At 43.3% G+C, this 19,406-nt stretch carries 15 protein-coding genes; 8 read left to right on the forward strand and 7 right to left on the reverse strand.

The genetic code is table 11. From position 1 onward, the window contains the following. Positions 1-12: 12 nt before the first annotated feature. Together OCK74_RS04365 and OCK74_RS04370 are read right to left on the reverse strand one after the other, a co-directional pair. Positions 13-4,806: a RecQ family ATP-dependent DNA helicase gene (locus OCK74_RS04365; protein WP_279295781.1), complete on the reverse strand. Its 4,794-nt coding sequence runs from the start codon at positions 4,804-4,806 to the stop codon at positions 13-15. A gap of 17 nt (positions 4,807-4,823) precedes the next feature. Then, positions 4,824-5,858 carry a GntR family transcriptional regulator gene (locus OCK74_RS04370; RefSeq protein WP_279295782.1) on the reverse strand — a complete coding sequence of 345 codons (1,035 nt, stop codon included), beginning with the start codon at positions 5,856-5,858 and terminating at the stop codon, positions 4,824-4,826. 160 nt (positions 5,859-6,018) lie between these two features. Here OCK74_RS04370 and OCK74_RS04375 point away from each other — a divergent pair, with 160 nt between their 5' ends. Then, complete coding sequence (locus tag OCK74_RS04375; RefSeq protein WP_279295783.1) at positions 6,019-7,236, forward strand: acyltransferase family protein; 1,218 nt, start codon at positions 6,019-6,021, stop codon at positions 7,234-7,236. Between the two features lie 3 nt (positions 7,237-7,239). Here the strand turns inward: OCK74_RS04375 and OCK74_RS04380 are convergent, their stop codons facing one another. From OCK74_RS04380 to OCK74_RS04400, 5 genes are all read right to left on the reverse strand, one after another. Further along, on the reverse strand, positions 7,240-7,749 hold the full coding sequence (locus OCK74_RS04380) for a hypothetical protein (protein WP_279295784.1): 510 nt from the start codon (positions 7,747-7,749) through the stop codon (positions 7,240-7,242). 142 nt (positions 7,750-7,891) lie between these two features. Then, complete coding sequence (locus OCK74_RS04385; protein WP_279295785.1) at positions 7,892-8,413, reverse strand: GNAT family N-acetyltransferase; 522 nt, start codon at positions 8,411-8,413, stop codon at positions 7,892-7,894. 12 nt (positions 8,414-8,425) lie between these two features. Further along, positions 8,426-9,241 (reverse strand): alpha/beta hydrolase, encoded by an 816-nt coding sequence (locus tag OCK74_RS04390; protein ID WP_279295786.1) that lies wholly within the window; start codon positions 9,239-9,241, stop codon positions 8,426-8,428. Positions 9,242-9,283: 42 nt separating this feature from the next. Then, positions 9,284-9,811: a GNAT family N-acetyltransferase gene (locus OCK74_RS04395; protein ID WP_279295787.1), complete on the reverse strand. Its 528-nt coding sequence runs from the start codon at positions 9,809-9,811 to the stop codon at positions 9,284-9,286. Positions 9,812-9,963: 152 nt separating this feature from the next. Continuing rightward, the gene (locus OCK74_RS04400) at positions 9,964-10,440 is read right to left on the reverse strand and encodes a DinB family protein (protein WP_279295788.1); all 477 of its coding nucleotides are present in this window, start codon (positions 10,438-10,440) and stop codon (positions 9,964-9,966) included. 281 nt (positions 10,441-10,721) lie between these two features. On the opposite strand from OCK74_RS04400, the gene OCK74_RS04405 reads away from it, so the two are divergent. The 7 genes from OCK74_RS04405 to OCK74_RS04435 all read left to right on the forward strand — a co-directional run bounded on the left by OCK74_RS04405 (position 10,722) and on the right by OCK74_RS04435 (position 19,378). Further along, positions 10,722-11,297: a nuclear transport factor 2 family protein gene (locus OCK74_RS04405; protein ID WP_279295789.1), complete on the forward strand. Its 576-nt coding sequence runs from the start codon at positions 10,722-10,724 to the stop codon at positions 11,295-11,297. Between the two features lie 646 nt (positions 11,298-11,943). After that, on the forward strand, positions 11,944-13,059 hold the full coding sequence (gene rhaT / locus OCK74_RS04410; protein WP_279295790.1) for an L-rhamnose/proton symporter RhaT: 1,116 nt from the start codon (positions 11,944-11,946) through the stop codon (positions 13,057-13,059). Between the two features lie 82 nt (positions 13,060-13,141). Continuing rightward, complete coding sequence (locus OCK74_RS04415) at positions 13,142-15,262, forward strand: bifunctional aldolase/short-chain dehydrogenase (protein WP_279295791.1); 2,121 nt, start codon at positions 13,142-13,144, stop codon at positions 15,260-15,262. Positions 15,263-15,368: 106 nt separating this feature from the next. Next, positions 15,369-15,683, forward strand: coding sequence for an L-rhamnose mutarotase (gene rhaM, locus OCK74_RS04420; protein WP_279295792.1), 315 nt, complete (start codon positions 15,369-15,371; stop codon positions 15,681-15,683). A 120-nt stretch (positions 15,684-15,803) separates the two neighbouring features. Further along, complete coding sequence (locus OCK74_RS04425; RefSeq protein WP_279295793.1) at positions 15,804-17,078, forward strand: sugar isomerase; 1,275 nt, start codon at positions 15,804-15,806, stop codon at positions 17,076-17,078. A 168-nt stretch (positions 17,079-17,246) separates the two neighbouring features. Then, positions 17,247-18,632, forward strand: a complete 1,386-nt coding sequence (locus OCK74_RS04430; RefSeq protein WP_279295794.1) for an FGGY-family carbohydrate kinase — start codon at positions 17,247-17,249, stop codon at positions 18,630-18,632. Beyond that, positions 18,629-19,378, forward strand: coding sequence for a (Fe-S)-binding protein (locus OCK74_RS04435; RefSeq protein ID WP_279295795.1), 750 nt, complete (start codon positions 18,629-18,631; stop codon positions 19,376-19,378). Before OCK74_RS04430 ends, OCK74_RS04435 begins: the two co-directional genes overlap by 4 nt. The last annotated feature ends 28 nt before the right edge of the window (positions 19,379-19,406 follow it).

Genomic DNA, 19,406 nt, shown 5'->3' on the forward strand with positions numbered 1-19,406 from the left:
AGCTTGCCTTTTTTATTTGGAAAGTTCCACCTCCGGCAAAACGATCATCACCTCCTCTTCTCCCTTCCAGTAAACAACCGCCTGGACGCTGGCTGAGTGCAGTTGATACCCACTGCTCCAATATTTCTTCAACTCCTCTTTAAAACGATTCGAAAACCTTACTACTGTACTTCCGTTAAAACTGCACCCAAAACCATCTTCTGTAAACTGTAGGGACATCCCTGGCAGCAAACGCTGAATCCTCCTTTGCGTATTACGGTTTTGAAAAAAACTTAACCATACATCTTCATGCGTCAACACCAACGAAAGAATAGGAGGTGCCTCAAATTCATGTTGGTTACATACATAATCTGTAACATGTCGGCTCCCCTCAAAATAACAGCCATTAGTATGAATATGCAGGTGATGACTGGTGCGTGTAATAGCAACATACAACAGCCGCTTATCTTCTTCTGAAAGTGGCTTATGATTGTTCAGCAACAGGAACACATTGTCAAACTCCTTGCCCTTTGCTTTATGAATAGTCGACACAAAAACGGTGCTTACATCAAGTGTATAAAACTCCTCCAACTTGGACTCAGCCAGGAAACTCCGCCAGTCGGTTTTGTACATCCGCTGTGGATATGTTTTGCGGAATTGCACAACGACCTGCAATACCAAAGCTGCCTTGGTTGAAGCATGGAACTGCTGTTGAAATTGCTGCACACAACTTTCAAAATGCTCTTTGCTGATTCGTGGATGGTCTGGTTGGTAATTCAGTAAGCAATCAGATAAAAACCGCAACTCCAATAAGTTATTCAACGGAAAACCATCATTGCTCTGCACCAACTTAACAGGATAACCGCTCCTGCGCAGCAACCCTGCTACTAATGCGGCTTCCTCATTGGTCCTTGTTAAAACACAACTGCTCCCTTGAAGGTTGGCCTGTATCAGATCTTCTACCAATGGCACCACCAGGTGCTGGCTGCTGTATTGTGTGATCCTCACCGTGCCACCTTCACCCTGTTTGGAGAGAATAGGCTTTGTTTTTAACCGGTTGCGGATACCAATTACAAATTCATTGGCGAATGAAACAATGACTTCCTTGCTGCGGTAATTGTCGACAAGCGTATAGGGACTTGCCTTTTTCTCTTTTAAAAACCATCTCATGCAAGCAATGGATGCTCCCCTCCATTCAAAGATGTTTTGATCATCATCACCTACCAGCAACACCCGCATATCTTCATTCCTTTCAGTGAGCAGCTTAATGAGTTCAAATTCTTCATCATTGATATCCTGTGCTTCATCAATTACAAGCACGGCTTTGGTGATCCGGTTTTGAATGATCTCGTTGCTCCTGATTTTGGCAATGGCTTCTTTTATGATGAGTTCCGATTTTTCCAGGTCTCCTACCTTGCCCAACAGGTCAAAGCAATAGGCATGAAATGTCTTGATCTCGGTAAAATAAGCAGCATTACCTACCAGGCCCAGCAACCTGCTTTTAAACTCCGTGGCTGCGGCTCTTGAAAAGGTGAGCATCAATAGTTGCTCATGCTTCACATCCTCTACCTGCAGCAGGGAAGCAAGCTTGTGCACAAGAACCTTGGTTTTCCCACTACCTGGACCAGCTGCAACAACAATGTATTGGCTTTCATTGTCAGTGATGATTTTGCTTTGCTCCAGGGAAAGTCCACCATACAGTTGCTCAAATTTTTGTGGCGTCAGCGTGCGGCTGATTTCAGCCTTCCGGCCTGGGAAATATTTGGCCAGGAATGATGCATAATTCAATTGAAAATAATCATCCACAAAGGAAATGGCTTCCTGGTAGTTTCGGATCATGCGCTGGGCATACTCGCCAACAATATGTATCTGTTGTACCTTGTTGGCATAGAACGCTTCCAGTTTCTGGTAATCTTCTTTTTTGTATCGGGCATGTGGATTGGTCTCTTTCCGCTCGATCGTTAAACGATTATACAACACCATAAAGCCGCCCTCTATTTTCACGGCCTCTATCCGCGATAAATAAAACAGGTTATCCTCTACATCCTTTGCCGTCACAACGCCTTCATACAACTGGTTAGTTGTAACCAGGTACTCCTGCAACTCCTGCACCGAAAACTCTACCAACACTTCATCCGCCATTGCCCCATCACCATTGCCCCCTACAGTCTGTGCCTTTTCAAACAGATACCGGATAATAGTCCCAGCAAATGCTCTTCTCAATTGCAGCTTATGCTGTAACTCCACCACCGGGTGTTTGGGTCTGATATAGTAAGAGTCGAAATCCTTTCGGTCTTTCTTGATCCATCCCTGTATGGCCCAGATGTTAAGTATGCACTTAATATGATAGGGCGTGATGTCTGTATGCAGTGCCTGTGAGGCTTTCTCTGTCCATTTTTTCAGGTGTATCCATACAGGTTCATCTCCAAGAGCTGTAGCCAGGAAATATTCCAGCGCAACAAGCTTCGACGTCTGGTTCAGTGCATTGCTTTCTGCTTTGGGATTTCGCTTTATAAACGCGTTCAGGTCCTTGGTTTCTGCCAGTATCTTTTCTTCGCGCAGCAGGTTAATAATGTTGATGACACTTTCTTTCTGCAAACCCAAATGGTCTGCTATATAGTCAATCCTGCTTTCTGCTTCTTCATCTGAAGCTTCCTTGGCGCGTTTAGTAGCAAATAGTTTCTTGATGATACGGATAGCTTTTACCTTATCATCACCCACAATCTTTTCCGAACCATTAATTTTATCTATGGCCTCTCCGGCTGTTTTGGAGAGTATACCGGTAGCAAATACTCTAGGTGAATTATTACTCCTGCTCAGAAAACCGCTTTCTTCTAAGGCAGCAATAGCAGTAGTGATGCGGGTCTCCATATCAGCCACTTCATCATCCCAGCCCGCTTTGCGGGCAATTTCCAGTGCAGAAGGGTGTATTGGCCGCTTGTTCTTTGTCAGATCTTTTACAGCTTTCCATACCTGTTGAATTTCCTTTAATGTAAGCTTGGTCTGGTTCAGCAACAGGAAATGCTTGTTCAGGTCTTCTTCATTGAACAGCACATAACACCTGGCCTCTATGCTTTCATCCCTTCCTGCTCTCCCTGCTTCCTGTATATAGTTTTCCAGCGAGTCCGAGATCTCGTAGTGCACTACCATGCCTATATTGCTCTTGTCTACGCCCATCCCGAATGCCGACGTCGCCACCATAATATCTGTTTCACCGTTCATAAACGAGTTCTGGTGCTCCAGTCGTTCCCTTACATCCATCTTGCCATGGTAATGTTTGGCATTGAAGCCATCTTTGAACAGGGTAGTAGCCAGGTCTTCAGCTTTGCGGGTTCGGGATACATACACGATTGTAGGGCAATGGTTCCCCTCCAGCAATTGGCGCAAAGTCTGGTATTTGTCTTTGTCATCTCCCTGTTGCAGTACCTTATATTCCAGGTTGGTCCGGGCTACCTTGGTGGTAAACAACGCTAAATGTAACCCTAGCTTCTCTTTAAAGTAACCTTGTATATCCTCAATAACTTTTGGCTTGGCAGTGGCCGTAAAACACGAAACAGGAATGCTATAGTTTAAATTCTTCTGCTCTTGCAGCTTTTTGATAAAGTCGCCGATGTATAAGTAATCGACGCGGAAATCTTGCCCCCAGGTACTAAAACAGTGCGCTTCATCAATCACGAAACGGGCAATAAGGCGGCCCGTCAACAAACGCTCTATAGTATTGCTGCGCAGGCTTTCCGGAGCAATGTATAAAATGCTGGCACCACCTTCTGCAATGCGTTCAATTGACTTTGCCCGTTCAATAGGGTCCAGCAATCCATTGATGGTAACTGCTTCCGTTATGCCTTTCTTTTCCAGGTTATCAACCTGGTCCTTCATCAGCGATTGCAGGGGAGAAATAACAACCGTTAATCCCTTTTCTGTATCGCCACAGATCAGTGCAGGCAATTGAAAAGTAATGGACTTGCCACCACCTGTAGGAAAAATGGTGAGTAAAGACTTGTTTTCTATAGCTGCTTGTACCGCCCGTTCCTGCAAAGGCACACCCTCAAACTGGCGAAAGGCATCAAAGCCAAACCATCGTGCTAAAGCTCTGTGCGCATCCAGTTTTTCCTGGCAATAAACACAATCCTGTTCACAAGGTTGATTGCGCAATAAATGAAAGCATTCCTGTACCACAGGAAAGGTTTTCATCACCCACGGAGGTAGGATAGAAGTTTGATCATTGGAATGAATAAAGGAAAGGGTATAGGCCAGCGGAATAGGCATATTTATTATCAATTCATGAAGCGGTGCATGACTGCATATGCTGTTGCGGAAAAATGATGCGATCAAGCCCTGTAGATCAATGACTTCTGGCTTAAAATCAATGAAAGTAAAGAATCCTTCAAATTCTTTGGTGTCATGTAATAGCCCGAAAAAAATTTCCTTGAGGTCCAGCGGTAAACCTGCAAAAGCGATGATTTCATCCGCCAGCAGCTCTCTCGTCTTGAGTGCATCACTAAGGGGATTATTATATTGTTCCGGGTCCAGTTGATTGTCTTTTACCAAGCGGTGGTAAGGTCTGGCAGGAAATAGGAGAGGAGAGAGGTAAAGCGTATCAATGAATCTGAGGCCTTGTAAATTGAATTCTGATTTCCACTTCAGGTACTTGAGATCGTGATGCAACAGGTTGTGCCCACAAAGAAATGCCGTGCCCTGCAGAAATTGGTGCATTTGTGCAATAGAACTGCCTCGAAACTGCTGTCCATCTCCCTTCACACAACCAATATCTGCAATGCGCCCCGCCCTGGTAACTTCCAGGTCAATGAATGTTATTGCATCAGGCATTGAACAGCAAAGATAAACTACAACGACGGTCTCAACGTCAGCTTGAAAGGTATCTTGATATGTTCCCTCGTGTTATCCAAAACCAGTTGCGCAGCCTTTTCTCCCATCATCTGGAAATTGGTCGAAATAGTAGTAATGCCATTTAAAATGATCCGCTTCATGGGCGATTCATTATAGGAGATCACGCCAATGTCTTCACCCACCTTCAAATTCATTGAAATAGTGCGCTCGATCAAAGTCACTAGGTCCTGGTCCATAAGCGTAATATATGCTTCTCCCGGCTTGATGGGTTCTTTTTCTATGGTGTGAACTACGCTGCTGCCAAAAGCATATTCCTGGCAGAAATGTTGGAAGCCGGTGAGTATTTCATCGGGAAAGTAAGTGTATTCTGGAAAGATGATCTTTAGCTTTTGGTATTTGCTTAAATGAGATTTTGCCTGCTCCAGGGCACTATAAATATCACTTTCGAAATCTTCATATACAGAGGCATGTTCACCCCTGATACCAGGTAATTCCTTATCCAGCAGGATCAATTTTTCCTTCGGAATGTCGTTGATGATATCGTGAGCCTTTTCACCTCCCTCAAGGAAGTGCGGAATAATAACGTAATGAGTATATTCCTCATGTTGCTTTTGGCTTAACAACTGCTTGAAAAGGTGAAAGTCATTGTTGTATATGTAAAAGTCAATTGCCGCCATATCGCCAAGGCCCTCAACAAACGCATCATAGATAACCTTCTTATGCGGACTTAGCTTATTGAAAAGAAGAAAGATTTTCAGCTTTTGGCTGGTCTCAGTGCTTTTGATAAAATAGCCCTTGCCCGGAATGGAGCCAAGCAGCCCCCTTTTTTTCAGGTACTTATATCCCTTTTCAGCCGTATCACGCGAGATCTCAAACTCAAAACTCAGCTCGTTGATAGAAGGAAGGCTATCATTCAGCTCAAGCTTTCCCTGCCTGATACCCTCAATGATCGAATTGGCTAGTTGAAGGTATTTCGGAGTAGCCGAAAAATCATCAATCGATAATAGCTGGTAAATATTTTGAGCCTTCATTGCACGTTTTTCTGTTTTTGGCCGGGAATGCCCAAAGTTAACCACAACAATGTTAACAAAGGTTATTTTCCTCTTCACTCACCTCCCCTGATTCGTCATTCCCAATTCGTCATTCGAATCATTCTTCATTCTCACTACATTTATCCAAAATTCGCTTGCTTTGACCCCACGCTACTACTCCCTCGACGTATTCCGCGGTGCAACCGTTGCCTTCATGATCCTGGTCAACAATCCAGGTACCTGGTCCCATATCTATGCACCCCTTGAACATGCAAAATGGCACGGTATTACCCCAACCGATTTAGTATTCCCCTTTTTCCTCTTTGCCGTAGGTAATGCCATGGCCTTTGTGATGCCTCGACTAGAATCCGCCGGTAGCACTGTTTTCTGGAAAAAAATATTAAAACGCACGGCCCTTATTTTTCTCATCGGGCTCCTCCTCAACTGGTTCCCCTTTGTACATTGGCAGGATAATGAATTAGTGGCAATCAGCTGGACCTGGGTCAAACCGGATGGCACTGTCGCCGGCGTTCGCATCCTGGGTGTACTCCAGCGCATTGCCCTATGCTACTTCTTTGCATCGGTGATCATCTATTATGGGAAAACTAGAGGCGCTTTTGTGACCGGACTGATCATATTGTTGCTTTACTGGGCGCTGTGCATTGTCGGCAATCCTTCCGATCCCTATAGCCTCCAGGGATGGTTTGGAACTGCAATCGATAAAGCCATATTAGGTGAAGCACACATGTACAAAGGAGAAGGGGTTGCCTTTGACCCTGAAGGTCTAATGAGCACCCTGCCTGCTATCGTGCAGGTGATCTTTGGTTTTCTCGTCGGTGACTACATTCGTAGAAGAGGGCTCTTTGTATTGGAAACTGGCTTGGATAAAAGCCCTGTTAATCCAATTTATCATACCCTTACTGTTTTATTGATGGCTGCCGTAGCCTTATTGTTTACCGGCTATATTTGGGATTATTCATTTCCCATCAACAAAAAGATCTGGACCTCTTCATACGTAGTATACACATCAGGATTAGCAATATTGGTACTATGTACCCTGGTCTTCTTCATTGAAGTACGGAAAGCCTCAGGCTGGTGGAGCCGCTTCTTCGATGTCTTTGGCAAAAACCCCCTCTTCATTTATGCCCTGAGCGGACTGATCCCTGAATTACTTTGGCTCATTCGCATACCTAGTGGTGTTAATACAGCCGGTGAAACAGAATATACGAACCCCTGGAGCTGGTTCTACCAAAACGTTACAGCCAAAACACCCGGCCTTCCCGAAAATGGCTCCCTGCTTTTCGCATTAACTTTTGTCGCTCTATTATGGGCTATCGCCTATTGGATGGATAAAAAGAAAATATATATAAGGGTATAAACACTAATATATCAATTGCATTTCCTTTAAAAACTTTGATGATTGAGTAGGCTCAATTTCATAATCTTTATAGGTAGCGTCATAATGAAATCTAATCAATACTACAGGGCTCGATTTCAACTGGTTAATAGCATTTTCATCTAACTGATATCTTGGTGAAAGTGAGAAATTGTGTAAATCAATAGGTGTTTCAGAATAAAATACATCAGGCTTACTTTCAAAAGTATGAGTTGCGTATAATGCAATAATTTGCCCGTTCGCTAATCTGAAGTTTAGCTCTGAACCCTTTTCAACTTTCGGTAAGTACTCGGAAAGTCGAACCTGAAGTGTTAAATAATTTAGCTTCTTTTCTTTTGTCAAAAAGTAGGAAAATGCAGTAGAAAACTTTGACCCGATTTCCTCATAAGTTGTATAAATAATTGTATCACCGGTTAGTTTATCTATACTGGTTTTTATACGCTGCGCTGATGTAAACAGGGGCAGAAAACAGATCATCGAAATCAGTCGTTTCATAACGTTCTATTTGAAACAAACATAATGGGCCAATTAAAGAATAACAATGATCTGCTTTTCTGTAGTGGTAAAATAAAGTTAACAATTCAATTATTATCTTAAGCATGGCAAGGAAGATGCGACAGTTATATTATCTTATCAGTTAAAGTAAAGCGGAAACATCATTCCAGATATATCTGCATACACGTGAAAGAGTTTGATCGGGATTCTGCTTTTCAACCGTTTCAAGCTTGACTCCTCCTAATCGTTCATAAAACTTCCTGGCCTTGATGTTTGACTCATAAACCCATAAATACATCTTATCGCTGGTACAATTATCAAAAATTTGTGTTGCACACGATCTGATCAATAAAGTACCTATGCCGGATCCCTGCACACTTGTTGAAATGTGCAAATTGTCTAGTAACGATCCGAAATTCGGATCATCATTGTAATAGAGGCAGGAGAAACCTACAATACTCCCATCCTGGGTTGCAATAGTAACCCGTTGGTTTTTGCTTGGAAATTGAAGCCTTTGGTGCCAGACATCAGAACGGTCTTGTTCAACCTCATTGTCCAAAAAGTGATCACTGTATATACCTCGATAATTTTGCTTCCAGCTTTCAGCGTGTAGTTTCGCAATTGCAGCATAGTCTGAAAACTGCGCCTCCCTCAATTCAATCATTTCAGATATAGCTTAATTTTTATTGAATGTTGTTGTGTCTGGGATTAAAAAAGTAAGAATACTCTTTAATGTTTCTTCCTGTTGTTGATCCCGCGAAATATCTGCTTTATGATCTCCCAACTGGAATCCGTAATACCCAAATTGTGAATGATTGGCACCTCTGATAAGTATATATTTCGTAGTCTTAGGTAACTTGGATTTATTCCGGTTAATAGTTTCCATATCTGCAACGCCGTCCTTCGACCCGTAAATTTTCATGACAGGGATCATGATGCCGGAAAGAGAAATATCCCTTGGATGAGTACTTCCTATCAAAATCAGTTTGTCAATCAATCCAGGGTGCTCAAATACAAATTGAGCAGCCATTTTTGCACCCTGTGAATGTCCTGCCAGGATGTATTCTTTTGAAGTATCTGCAAAAAGGTTGAGCTCAATTGGTTTATGATATCCTTTCGATGCAAGCCTCCATGGCATCTTCATCAAAAGGACTTTTATATCATGATCAGCAATCTTCCTGCAAAGGGGCACATAAGCTTTAGGATCGACCATAGCTCCAGGATAAAAAATAAATATCTCCTTAAAATCCTTAGTTGGAGTAAACGAAATATAATCTTCATTCTGTTCTACAGTAACACCTCTGCTATCCTGGAAATTAGCTTCATCAACTCCCTTTGCCTGGAAAGAATAAAACAACCATATAGTAAATCCGATACCCCCAAACGCCCAAACTGCCCTAAAAATCTTCCTGGGTGTCCATTTCCTGCTCGACTTCAATGCCAACTGTTTAAGTTGTTCAAGATCGTTAATATTACCTTGTCTGTAAATCATTTTCCCTTAAAATGTGTAAACATGAAAAAGTTTTATGTTGGCCTAATCAAGCCTTAACCTGAAACCACAAACAGGAAAACCGCCTTGGATGAAATCCAGATCCTCTGATCTTCTGAAGCCAAGCCCCTCATACATTGTCCACGCTGTTTGCATCGCCTTAGTGCTATGAATGATCATTTGGGCAAGTCCTTGTTCTTTAGCCTTCCGGATACATTCGTTTGTCAGGTGTTTGCCAATACCATATCCCCTGGCGCTTGGATCAACAGCTAGCAATCGGAAACCCGCGGCATTTTGTTCCTTTGTTGCAATACCTCCAGACCCATAATATTGCATATCGCTAAAATAAACCACCCCACCTAGTATCTTACCCTCTGTAGAAACTGCCACTAGGAGTTCAGTCCCTGGTTTATAGGTGAATGTTCCTATATTCGAAAGCATTTGATAATATTCAGGTTGTTCCGATTGTTTAGGAAATCCCTCCAGCTGCGAATAAACTTCCACCATCAGTTTCCCGATCTCCTCAAACTCACCAGGCTCCGCATTTCTTATAGTATAATCAAGTCGATTCATAATTCAAAAGTACTGCAGACAATGATCAGGCTATGTTATTCAAGTTGGCTTCTTGCTATTACAAATAACGGCAACACATACGTTGCACAGGTACAAGCTCATGTGGTCATTTGTGTATGTGCTCTCTGTTAAAGGCCTAGCCCGGTGTCCTGCTATAAATCCTCTTTCTGCAAGAGTATTTTTTTGATTAGGACTATTTGCCCTAAGTGGTAATGAATATGTTCAATGATGCCATGAAGGTTTCGGTAATAGTTGCCGTATTTTTCATCCACAAAAATTTCCTCAAGTTTGTTCTCTGGTAAATGTTCTATCAGACCGGCAAAGTTTTCAGCCTCTTTCCACGTTAGATCCAGGAGGTTTTCCCAATCCGTTTGCGAGCGAACAGGTGGATGATTAAAACTATATTGATCCTTGGCATTCAGCGGTTCTCCCTGTAAAACTTTGGCAACTGCGTTTATATAATAATTGGTATGATAAACAAGAGTGGCAATCGTATTCAATGAATAAACCTGTGCGGTTGCTTGTTCCCAGGTTACATCTGCTAAAGTTTTTGTAAGGTCAACAGAAGTCCAGTTCCCTCCAAAATAGACTGCTCTTAAGTGTTGCGCTATTTGTGCAGGTAGATGCATGTTCTTGGTTTTGAATTGTGAAAGTGTAATTTAATGCAGACAAGGATAAGCGAAAATTTAAATGGGTTTGGCCTCGGAACTTATATAATATATGAACCGCTCCTTTGAAATTTGCTAATGAAAATTTATAATACTCTTTTTATGAAGCAATAGGATAGTTGGATTTAATAGTAAAATGGCGGGTTGATGATATTTCTTAATATTTCTTCAGATTTTATTCTTAAATTTTCAAGTAAATCGCTACAACACCAGCCACAGCCCTTAATACTAAATAACTAAGTATGAAATATATAACCTTATTTGCGCTTTTGGCTATTATAATCTCCTGTACACAGCGTAATAAACAACAACAGTCGGAAATTTCCCACCAGGACACTGTTGCTGCATTACCGGAAATTAAAGAATATGATTATCCTGTAAGGCTGAAACACTGGCAAATAGGTAATCATGAAAATATTAGAACAGTATTGAAAATGTATAAAGCCTGGGATGAAAAATCTATAAGTGAAATGAAATCATTGATAGCTGACAGTATGACTTATGATATGCCAGATGGAAGAAGAGGTAAAGCAGACCGGGATGCGATGATAGACAGGCTTCTCAAAAAACGTGCAGGATTGCAATTTGCATCCAATGATGTTATTGCTGCATTTCCGCTTAAAAATCTGGACGAAAATGAAGAATGGGTCATGGCGCTGGTCTATAATAAATGGGCTTATAAGGATAGGATTCGAGACTCAATGCTTTACCAGGATATCTGGAAAATAAAAGACGGGAAAATAAGTTATCTGTTGAGTCTTGAACAATCACCTTCGCGCGTTGGAGCTAAAACCTTGGAAAAAATGATAAACAGATGATTTGGGAAATCTAATCAAAGGGTTTTTTCTTCACTTTGGTGGAAGATAATATAGTTCATCAGTACAATACTTCATCATTCGTAGATTCAGTATACATACAGTATACTTAAAGTAGGGCTAGAGTATTCCAACAGCGTCCCTCCATTTCCTCTACTTACCCCATACTTACTCCATACCTAAGCCGTACTTTAGGTATACATCAGCCGTACCTAAGCCTAGGCTACTTCGACCATCTTTCGACTATCTTTCGACTATGCTTCGATCTGAATTGAGCAAATGCTCATAAATAAGGGGAAAACAACCTATAGGCAGAACGCCTTCAAAGCCCTGAACGGAGTCAATGGAACTGCGCCTAAAGGTACAAAACCAACCCCCACCTTCCAAGTTTTGATCCCCCTCCCTTAACTCTACAATCCAAACTCCGAACCTCAAACCTTAAACTTCAAATCCCCATATTCCGAAATCCCAAATCCCAAATCCGAAATCTCCTTAATCTTCCCTCCCCGTCTCTTCCTGTTAAAAAATACTTAAAGCCATTTTTTAAAGTAAATTCGACATGACAGTCCATGATAGTCACGTTGACAATTGCTAATACTTTTATGCGCGTTCTACTATAAATTGTGCGCCATATAGAAAAAATCTAACTATGCAAGCTATTTTAGGAGTTATCTTTCATTTTATTGGCGGTTTCGCCTCGGGCAGTTTTTATATTCCCTACAAAAAAGTTAGGGGTTGGGCTTGGGAATCTTATTGGTTGATCGGAGGTCTCTTTTCCTGGTTGATTGTTCCGCCATTAGCCGCTTATCTCACAATTCCAAACTTTGAAGATATTATCGCTGCTGCCGATGGCAGCACGCTCTTTTATACCTACCTCTTTGGTGTGCTCTGGGGTATTGGTGGCCTTACTTATGGGTTAGGAGTTCGTTACCTTGGTGTATCGCTGGGTAGTAGCATCATCCTCGGATTGTGCATGGTTTTGGGTTCCCTGGTTCCCTCAATTTATTACAATGTCTTTCCAAAAGAAGGTAAGGATACATTTAGCCAGCTCACCGGCACTTCATGGGGGCAGATCGTATTGTTAGGTTTGGCCATTTGTATTATCGGCATTATACTCTGTGGCCGTGCCGGTATGTTAAAAGAAAAGGAATTAACCAGTGGGGTCGCAAAAGATCCGCACGGTATGGTTGTAAAAGCCGAGTACAAATTCGGTTTAGGCCTTACCGTTGCAATCATCTCTGGCTTACTCAGCGCTTGCTTCAACTTTGGCCTCGAAGCTGGCAAACCTATGGCTGATGTGGCTAACGTACTTTGGCAAAAAGCAAATCCAGGCCAGGGCTCGTTCTTGTATCAAAACAATGTGACTTATGTAGTAGTTTTGTGGGGTGGTTTAACCACTAACCTTATCTGGTGTATGATGCTGAATGCTCGCAACCGGACTTTTGGTGACTATGCAGATAGCAAGGCGCCGCTTGCTAAAAACTACATCTTTTCTGCCCTGGCAGGTCTTACTTGGTTCTTACAGTTCTTCTTCTATGGCATGGGTGAAAGTAAACTGGGCAATGGTCCTTCTTCATGGATCCTGCACATGGCATTTATTATCCTGGTTGCCAACGCATGGGGGCTCATCCTGAAAGAATGGGGTGGCGTAAGCAAGAAAACAAAAACGTCAATTATCTTAGGTATCCTTGTCATCATCGCATCTGTACTGCTGGTAGGCTATGGTAACTCATTAAAACCTGATGCAGTAGCTGCATCTCATTAAAATAATGAATTGTGAAATGCCTGGTTAACATTTCACATGTATCGTCAATTGTATTCGAATATTCAACTATAAAGTAAACAAAATGTCAATCCAAACTTCAACCTTTAAGCATGTAAGCTATTTGTGGGACGAAGCCAAGGCAGCCGAACTGGCTGGCGATGAAGTGGCTCTTCTGATCTATCGTTCTAACCTCTTGGGAGCAGACCTGCGCCTGACCAACTATGGTGGTGGTAACACCTCCTGCAAGGCAATGGCCAAAGATCCCCTGACAGGTAACGATGTGGAGGTAATGTGGGTAAAAGGCTCTGGTGGTGACCTGGGCACATTGAAAAAAAGCGGACTTGCGGCTTTATATGTAGACCGCCTGCGCGCTCTTAAAAATATATATCGTGGCATCGAGCATGAAGATGAAATGGTAGAACTGTTCAACCACTGTATCTACGACCTTAATTCAAAAGCTCCTTCTATCGATACGCCTTTACATGGTTTCCTTCCTTTCAAACACATCGACCACTTGCATCCCGATGCAGCGATTGCAATTGCTGCCGCTAAAGATGGTAAGAAGATCGTGGAAGAGCTGTTTGGCGGCACAATGGGTTGGGTAGGTTGGCAAAAGCCCGGCTTCGATCTGGGGCTGCAATTAAAGCAGTGCCTGGACGAAAACCCTGGCATCCGTGGTATCTTCTTAGGATCTCACGGTTTGTTTACTTGGGGCGATACTGCTTACGAAAGCTATATCAACACGCTTGAAGTAATTGAGCGTTGTGCTGAATACCTGGAACAAAATATTGGTAAAAAACGCCCTGTTTTCGGTGGCGCTAAGATCCAGTCTTTACCTAAAGAAGAGCGCCTGCAAAAAGCTGCTGCTTTAGCACCCGTTCTGCGTGGCTTCTGCTCTTCTCAAACTAAAATGATTGGTCATTTCACCGATGACGATCGCGTACTGGAGTACATCAACTCCAACGACTTAGAGCGTTTGGCTCCTTTGGGAACTTCTTGCCCTGACCACTTCCTGCGCACGAAGATTTCTCCGTTGGTGCTGAACCTGGTTCCTGGTGAAGACCTGAGCGATGTGGCTGCTCTGAAAGCTAAACTGGCTCCTCAGTTCGACGAATACAGGAAGATGTATGCAGACTATTACAACACCTGCAAGCATCCAAACTCTCCGGCTATACGTGATGCCAACCCGGTAGTGATCCTGTATCCTGGTGTAGGTATGTTTACTTTCTCAAAAGATAAACAAACTGCTAGGGTGGCTGCTGAGTTCTACATCAATGCCATCAATGTAATGAAGGGTGCCGAGGCTGTTTCTGAGTACACTTCACTGCCTCGTCAGGAAGCTTTTAATATTGAATACTGGCTGTTGGAAGAAGCCAAATTGCAACGCATGCCTAAGCCAAAAGCATTAAGCGGACGCATTGCATTGGTGACCGGCAGCGGTGGCGGTATCGGTAAATCAATCGCTAAGAAATTTGCTGAAGAAGGCGCCTGCGTGATCATCAACGACATCAACCTGGAAAGAGTGCAAGCCACTACCGAAGAATTCAAAAAACAATTCGGTAAAGATGCTGTTGCTGCTACCTCATTGAACGTAACCGATGCTCAAAGCATTGAAAAAGCAATGGTAGACGCTGTACTGGCTTTTGGTGGTGTGGACCTGATCGTGAACAACGCTGGTATCTCTATCTCCAAATCTATTACAGATCATACAGAAGAAGAGTGGGACAGGCTGTACGACATCTTGGTAAAAGGTCAGTTCCTGGTTTCTAAAGCTGCAGTAGCTGTAATGCGCAAGCAAAACATCGGTGGCGATATCATCAACATCGTATCTAAGAACTCTGTAGTGGCTGGTCCTAACAACGCTGGTTATGGTTCTGCAAAAGCAGCACAAGCTCACCTGACTCGTTTGCTGGCTGCTGAATTGGGTGGCGATAAGATCCGTGTGAACACAGTAAACCCGGATGCGGTAATTGCTGATTCTAATATCTGGGCCGGTGGTTGGGCCGAAGGTCGTGCCAAAGCTTATGGCATTACCGTAGAAGAACTGCCTGCTTACTATGCAAAACGTACATTGTTAAACGAAGTGATCCTGCCAGAAGATATCGCCAATGCCTGCTTTGCTTTTGCAGGTGGCTTGATGAATAAATCAACTGGTAATACATTGAACGTAGATGGTGGCGTAGCAATGGCCTTTACAAGATAAAAAGACCATTTTGATTGATAAAAGTCACTAAGTTTTACAAAGCCAATACGTTCTTTTGTAGCTTGGTGACTTTTTAATTTATATATCATACTCCAAACCCCATTCTATGCAGCGAGTAGCTTTCAAAATGCAATTGTTCAAAGGTTTTGAAGAAGAATACAAAAAACGCCACGATGAGATTTGGCCCGAACTTCAGGCTCTGTTAATAGAAAGCGGCATCTCCGAATACTCTATCTTTTTGGACGAAACTACCAACAGCCTCTTTGGTTTCATGAAGGTTGCCGATCAGGAAGCAGTAGATAAATTACCGGAAAAACCTGTGATGCAACGCTGGTGGAAGTACATGGGAGATATCATGGCGTCAAATCCTGATAACTCACCCGTTAGTACCCCTTTGAAAGAAGTTTTTTATTTACCGTGATGACGCTCAAACGTGAAAGGGATTTCCTCATGTTGACATTTCATCTTTGAAGAATTCTCCATTCACCATTGACCATTCACGTTTTTTATTATAACCTGAAAATTATCAATCATTGTTTCTATGTTATTAGAGAAATACAAAATCGAAGAGTTCAACCAGGCTGGCTTGGCTGAGCACAAACGCAGATTTGACTTTGCTGCTTCCTATGTAAAAAACATTGATGAAGTATTACAAAAGTTAATCGACTTCCAGGTAGCTATCCCTTCATGGGCCCTGGGTACCGGTGGTACTCGCTTTGGTCGTTTCGCTGGAGGTGGTGAACCCCGTAGCCTGGAAGAAAAGATCGAAGACGTAGGTTTGTTGCATCAACTTAATAGGTCCAGCGGTGCCATTTCTTTGCACATTCCTTGGGACATTCCTCAGAACCCTGCTGCCATAAAAGCATTAGCTGCACAGCATGGCCTGAAATTCGATGCGGTAAACTCTAACACCTTCCAGGATCAGCCCGATCAGAAACTGAGCTACAAGTTTGGTTCTATGCAGCACGTGGACAAAGCCGTGCGCAAACAAGCGGTTGACCACAACATCGAAGTGATCAGGCATGGTATAGAACTGGGCTCTGAGTCACTGACTGTATGGCTCTCTGATGGTTCCAGCTTCCCTGGCCAGCTCAATTTCCGCAAAGCCTTCCAAAACACACTGGAAAGCCTGCAGGAAGTTTATGCTGCCCTTCCCGACAACTGGAAGATGTTCGTAGAATACAAAGCCTTCGAGCCTAACTTCTATTCTATGTCTGTTGGCGACTGGGGCCAGTCTTACCTCTATGCCTCTAAACTGGGTGAAAAAGCTTATACGCTGGTTGACTTAGGACACCACCTGCCCAATGCCAACATCGAGCAGATCGTTTCCCTCCTCCTCATGGAAGGTAAACTGGGTGGCTTCCACTTCAACGACTCCAAATATGGTGATGATGACCTGACGGTAGGTTCTGTAAAGCCTTACCAGCTGTTCCTGATCTTCAACGAACTGGTAGAAGGTATGGATGCAAGAGGTATGAACCATGCTACCGATCTGGGTTGGATGATCGATGCTTCTCATAACGTGAAAGATCCGCTGGAAGACCTGCTGCAATCGGTAGAAGCGATCATGATTGCTTATACCCAGGCGTTGCTGGTTGATAGAAAAGCACTGGCTGAAGCACAGCAAGCTAATGATGTAGTTCGTTGTCAGGAGATCCTCCAAACTGCTGCCCGTACAGACGTTCGCGCTATTGTGGCAGAAGCCCGTCTGCGTAGTGGTGGCGCCCTGCAGACCCTGCAGGCTTTCCGTCAACTGGAACTCCGCAAGGCTCTGATCGGAGAAAGAGGCCTGAAAGCCGTTTCCACAGGACTGTAAACCTTAGATGACAATACTTAACTCTGCAGAATTAGCCGGATTTGTTGAATATCCGGCTAATTTTTAATCATATCCCTACTTTTGCTCCAATTAGCTTTGGACAGAACTATTGAAACGAAGAGAAATTCCGACCATCTCTAATTTCAAATTTCAAATTGCAACGCACTAATGAGCACTCCTGTTATCGCGATATTTGATGTTGGTAAAACCAACAAAAAACTGTTTTTGTTCGACGAGAACTACCAGATGGTTTATGAGCAGTCGGCCAAGTTCATCGAAACTGTGGACGAGGATGGTTTCCCTTGTGACAACTTGGAAAACCTGCGCCTATCGGTCTTTGATTCCCTGAGGGCTGCCTTCAGCAAAAAGGAATTTCAGATCAAGGCCATCAACTTTGCCACCTACGGTGCTTCCTTTGTCTACATTGATGAAGAAGGCAAGCCTCTTACCCCTCTGTATAATTACCTGAAGCCTTATGATCCCGCGCTTCAAAAACAGTTTTACGACACTTATGGTGGTGAACAGCAGTTTTCTATGCTCACAGCTTCTCCGGTTCTTGGCAACCTTAATTCCGGGATGCAACTCTACCGCATGAAATATGAGAAGCCGGATGTGTACGCTAATATAAAATATGCACTGCACCTGCCCCAGTACATGAGTTACTTACTTACTGGACAGCCGGTTACCGATATTACTTCCATTGGTTGTCATACCAACCTTTGGGACTTTACTAAGAATGATTACCACGAATGGGTATACAAAGAAGGTATCATAGAAAAATTGGCTCCCTTGGTTCCTTCTGATTCTGTATTAGCACCCACATTCCCAGGCACTGGCTACAGTGTAGGCATTGGTCTGCACGATAGTTCCTCTGCCCTGATTCCTTACCTGGTGAGCTTTCACGAGCCCTTCATGCTCATCTCCACAGGCACTTGGTGCATCAGCATGAATCCGTTCAACAACACGCCGCTTACTGAAGAAGAACTGAAAAGTGACTGCCTGGCGTACCTCACTTACAAAGGACAGCCGGTAAAATCTTCCCGCCTCTTTGCTGGTTACGAGCACGAGCAGCAGGTAAAAAGGATTGCCGAGCATTTTAATGTGGATACAGCCAAATACAAAACTGTTGGTTACGATCCTGAAATCATAGCCAAACTGAAAGGCCGCAGCGATGCAGGCTTGACATCTGTAAGTAAAGACGGACTCAAGGAATCTCCATTCGCACAAAGAGACTTGGCTTCTTTTAATACTTATACAGAAGCTTATCACCAACTCATCTTGGACTTGGTAACCGCCCAGAAGGCTTCCACTGAGCTGGTGATGAACAGTAGCGTAAAAAGATTGTTTGTGGATGGCGGCTTCAGCAAAAACCCCATTTACATGAACCTGCTCGCAGCAGCTTTTCCAAAGCTTGAGATATTCTCCGCTTCCATGGCACAGGCTACAGCAGTAGGCGCAGCATTAGCTATCCACTCAGAGTGGAACAGCAAACTATTACCAACAGATATCATTGAATTAAAATACTATTCAATTACTCAAGACGTTAGTCTATGACCGTAGGTTTATTTATCCCATGTTATGTAGACCAGTTTTACCCGCAGGTAGCAAAAGCCACTTTGTCACTGCTCGAAAAACTTGGTGTGAATGTAGTGTTCCCAATGAATCAAACCTGTTGTGGCCAGCCAATGGCCAATTCCGGCTTTGAACACCTCACTCATGGCTGCAACAGCCTTTTCATCAAAAACTTCAAAGACTTCGATTATATCGTTTGTCCTTCCGGTAGCTGTACGCTTCATGTTAAAGACCACTTACATGATGAAGAGCATGAAGAAATAGCAAAAGCCATCCGCGGCAAAGTGTACGAACTCACCGAGTTCCTTACTGACGTTCTAAAAGTAGAAAAGCTGGATGCTAAATTCCCATATAAAGTGGGTATGCACCAAAGCTGCCATGGACAAAGAGGCCTGAAGCTGTCTCAAATGACCGAATTAGTGGCGCCTCCATTCTCTAAGCCCGAAAAGCTGTTGCGCATGGTAGAAGGTGTCGAGATCATCCAGCTCAGTCGTAAAGATGAATGTTGTGGCTTTGGTGGAACATTTTGCGTTGCCGAGGAAGCCGTGTCTGTAAAAATGGGTAAAGACCGTGTGGAGGACCATGTAAGCAATGGTGCACAGGTAATAACTGGTGCTGATATGAGCTGCCTGATGCACATGGAAGGAATCCTGCGCCGACAGAAAAGCCCCGTCAAGGTGATGCATATCGCAGAAATCCTTAATGGAGATATTGAGAGCTTAAATTGATGACTGGGAATAAGTCTTATTAAAAGTA

Source organism: Paraflavisolibacter caeni, from assembly GCF_025628885.1.
Lineage (GTDB): Bacteria > Bacteroidota > Bacteroidia > Chitinophagales > Chitinophagaceae > Flavisolibacter > Flavisolibacter caeni.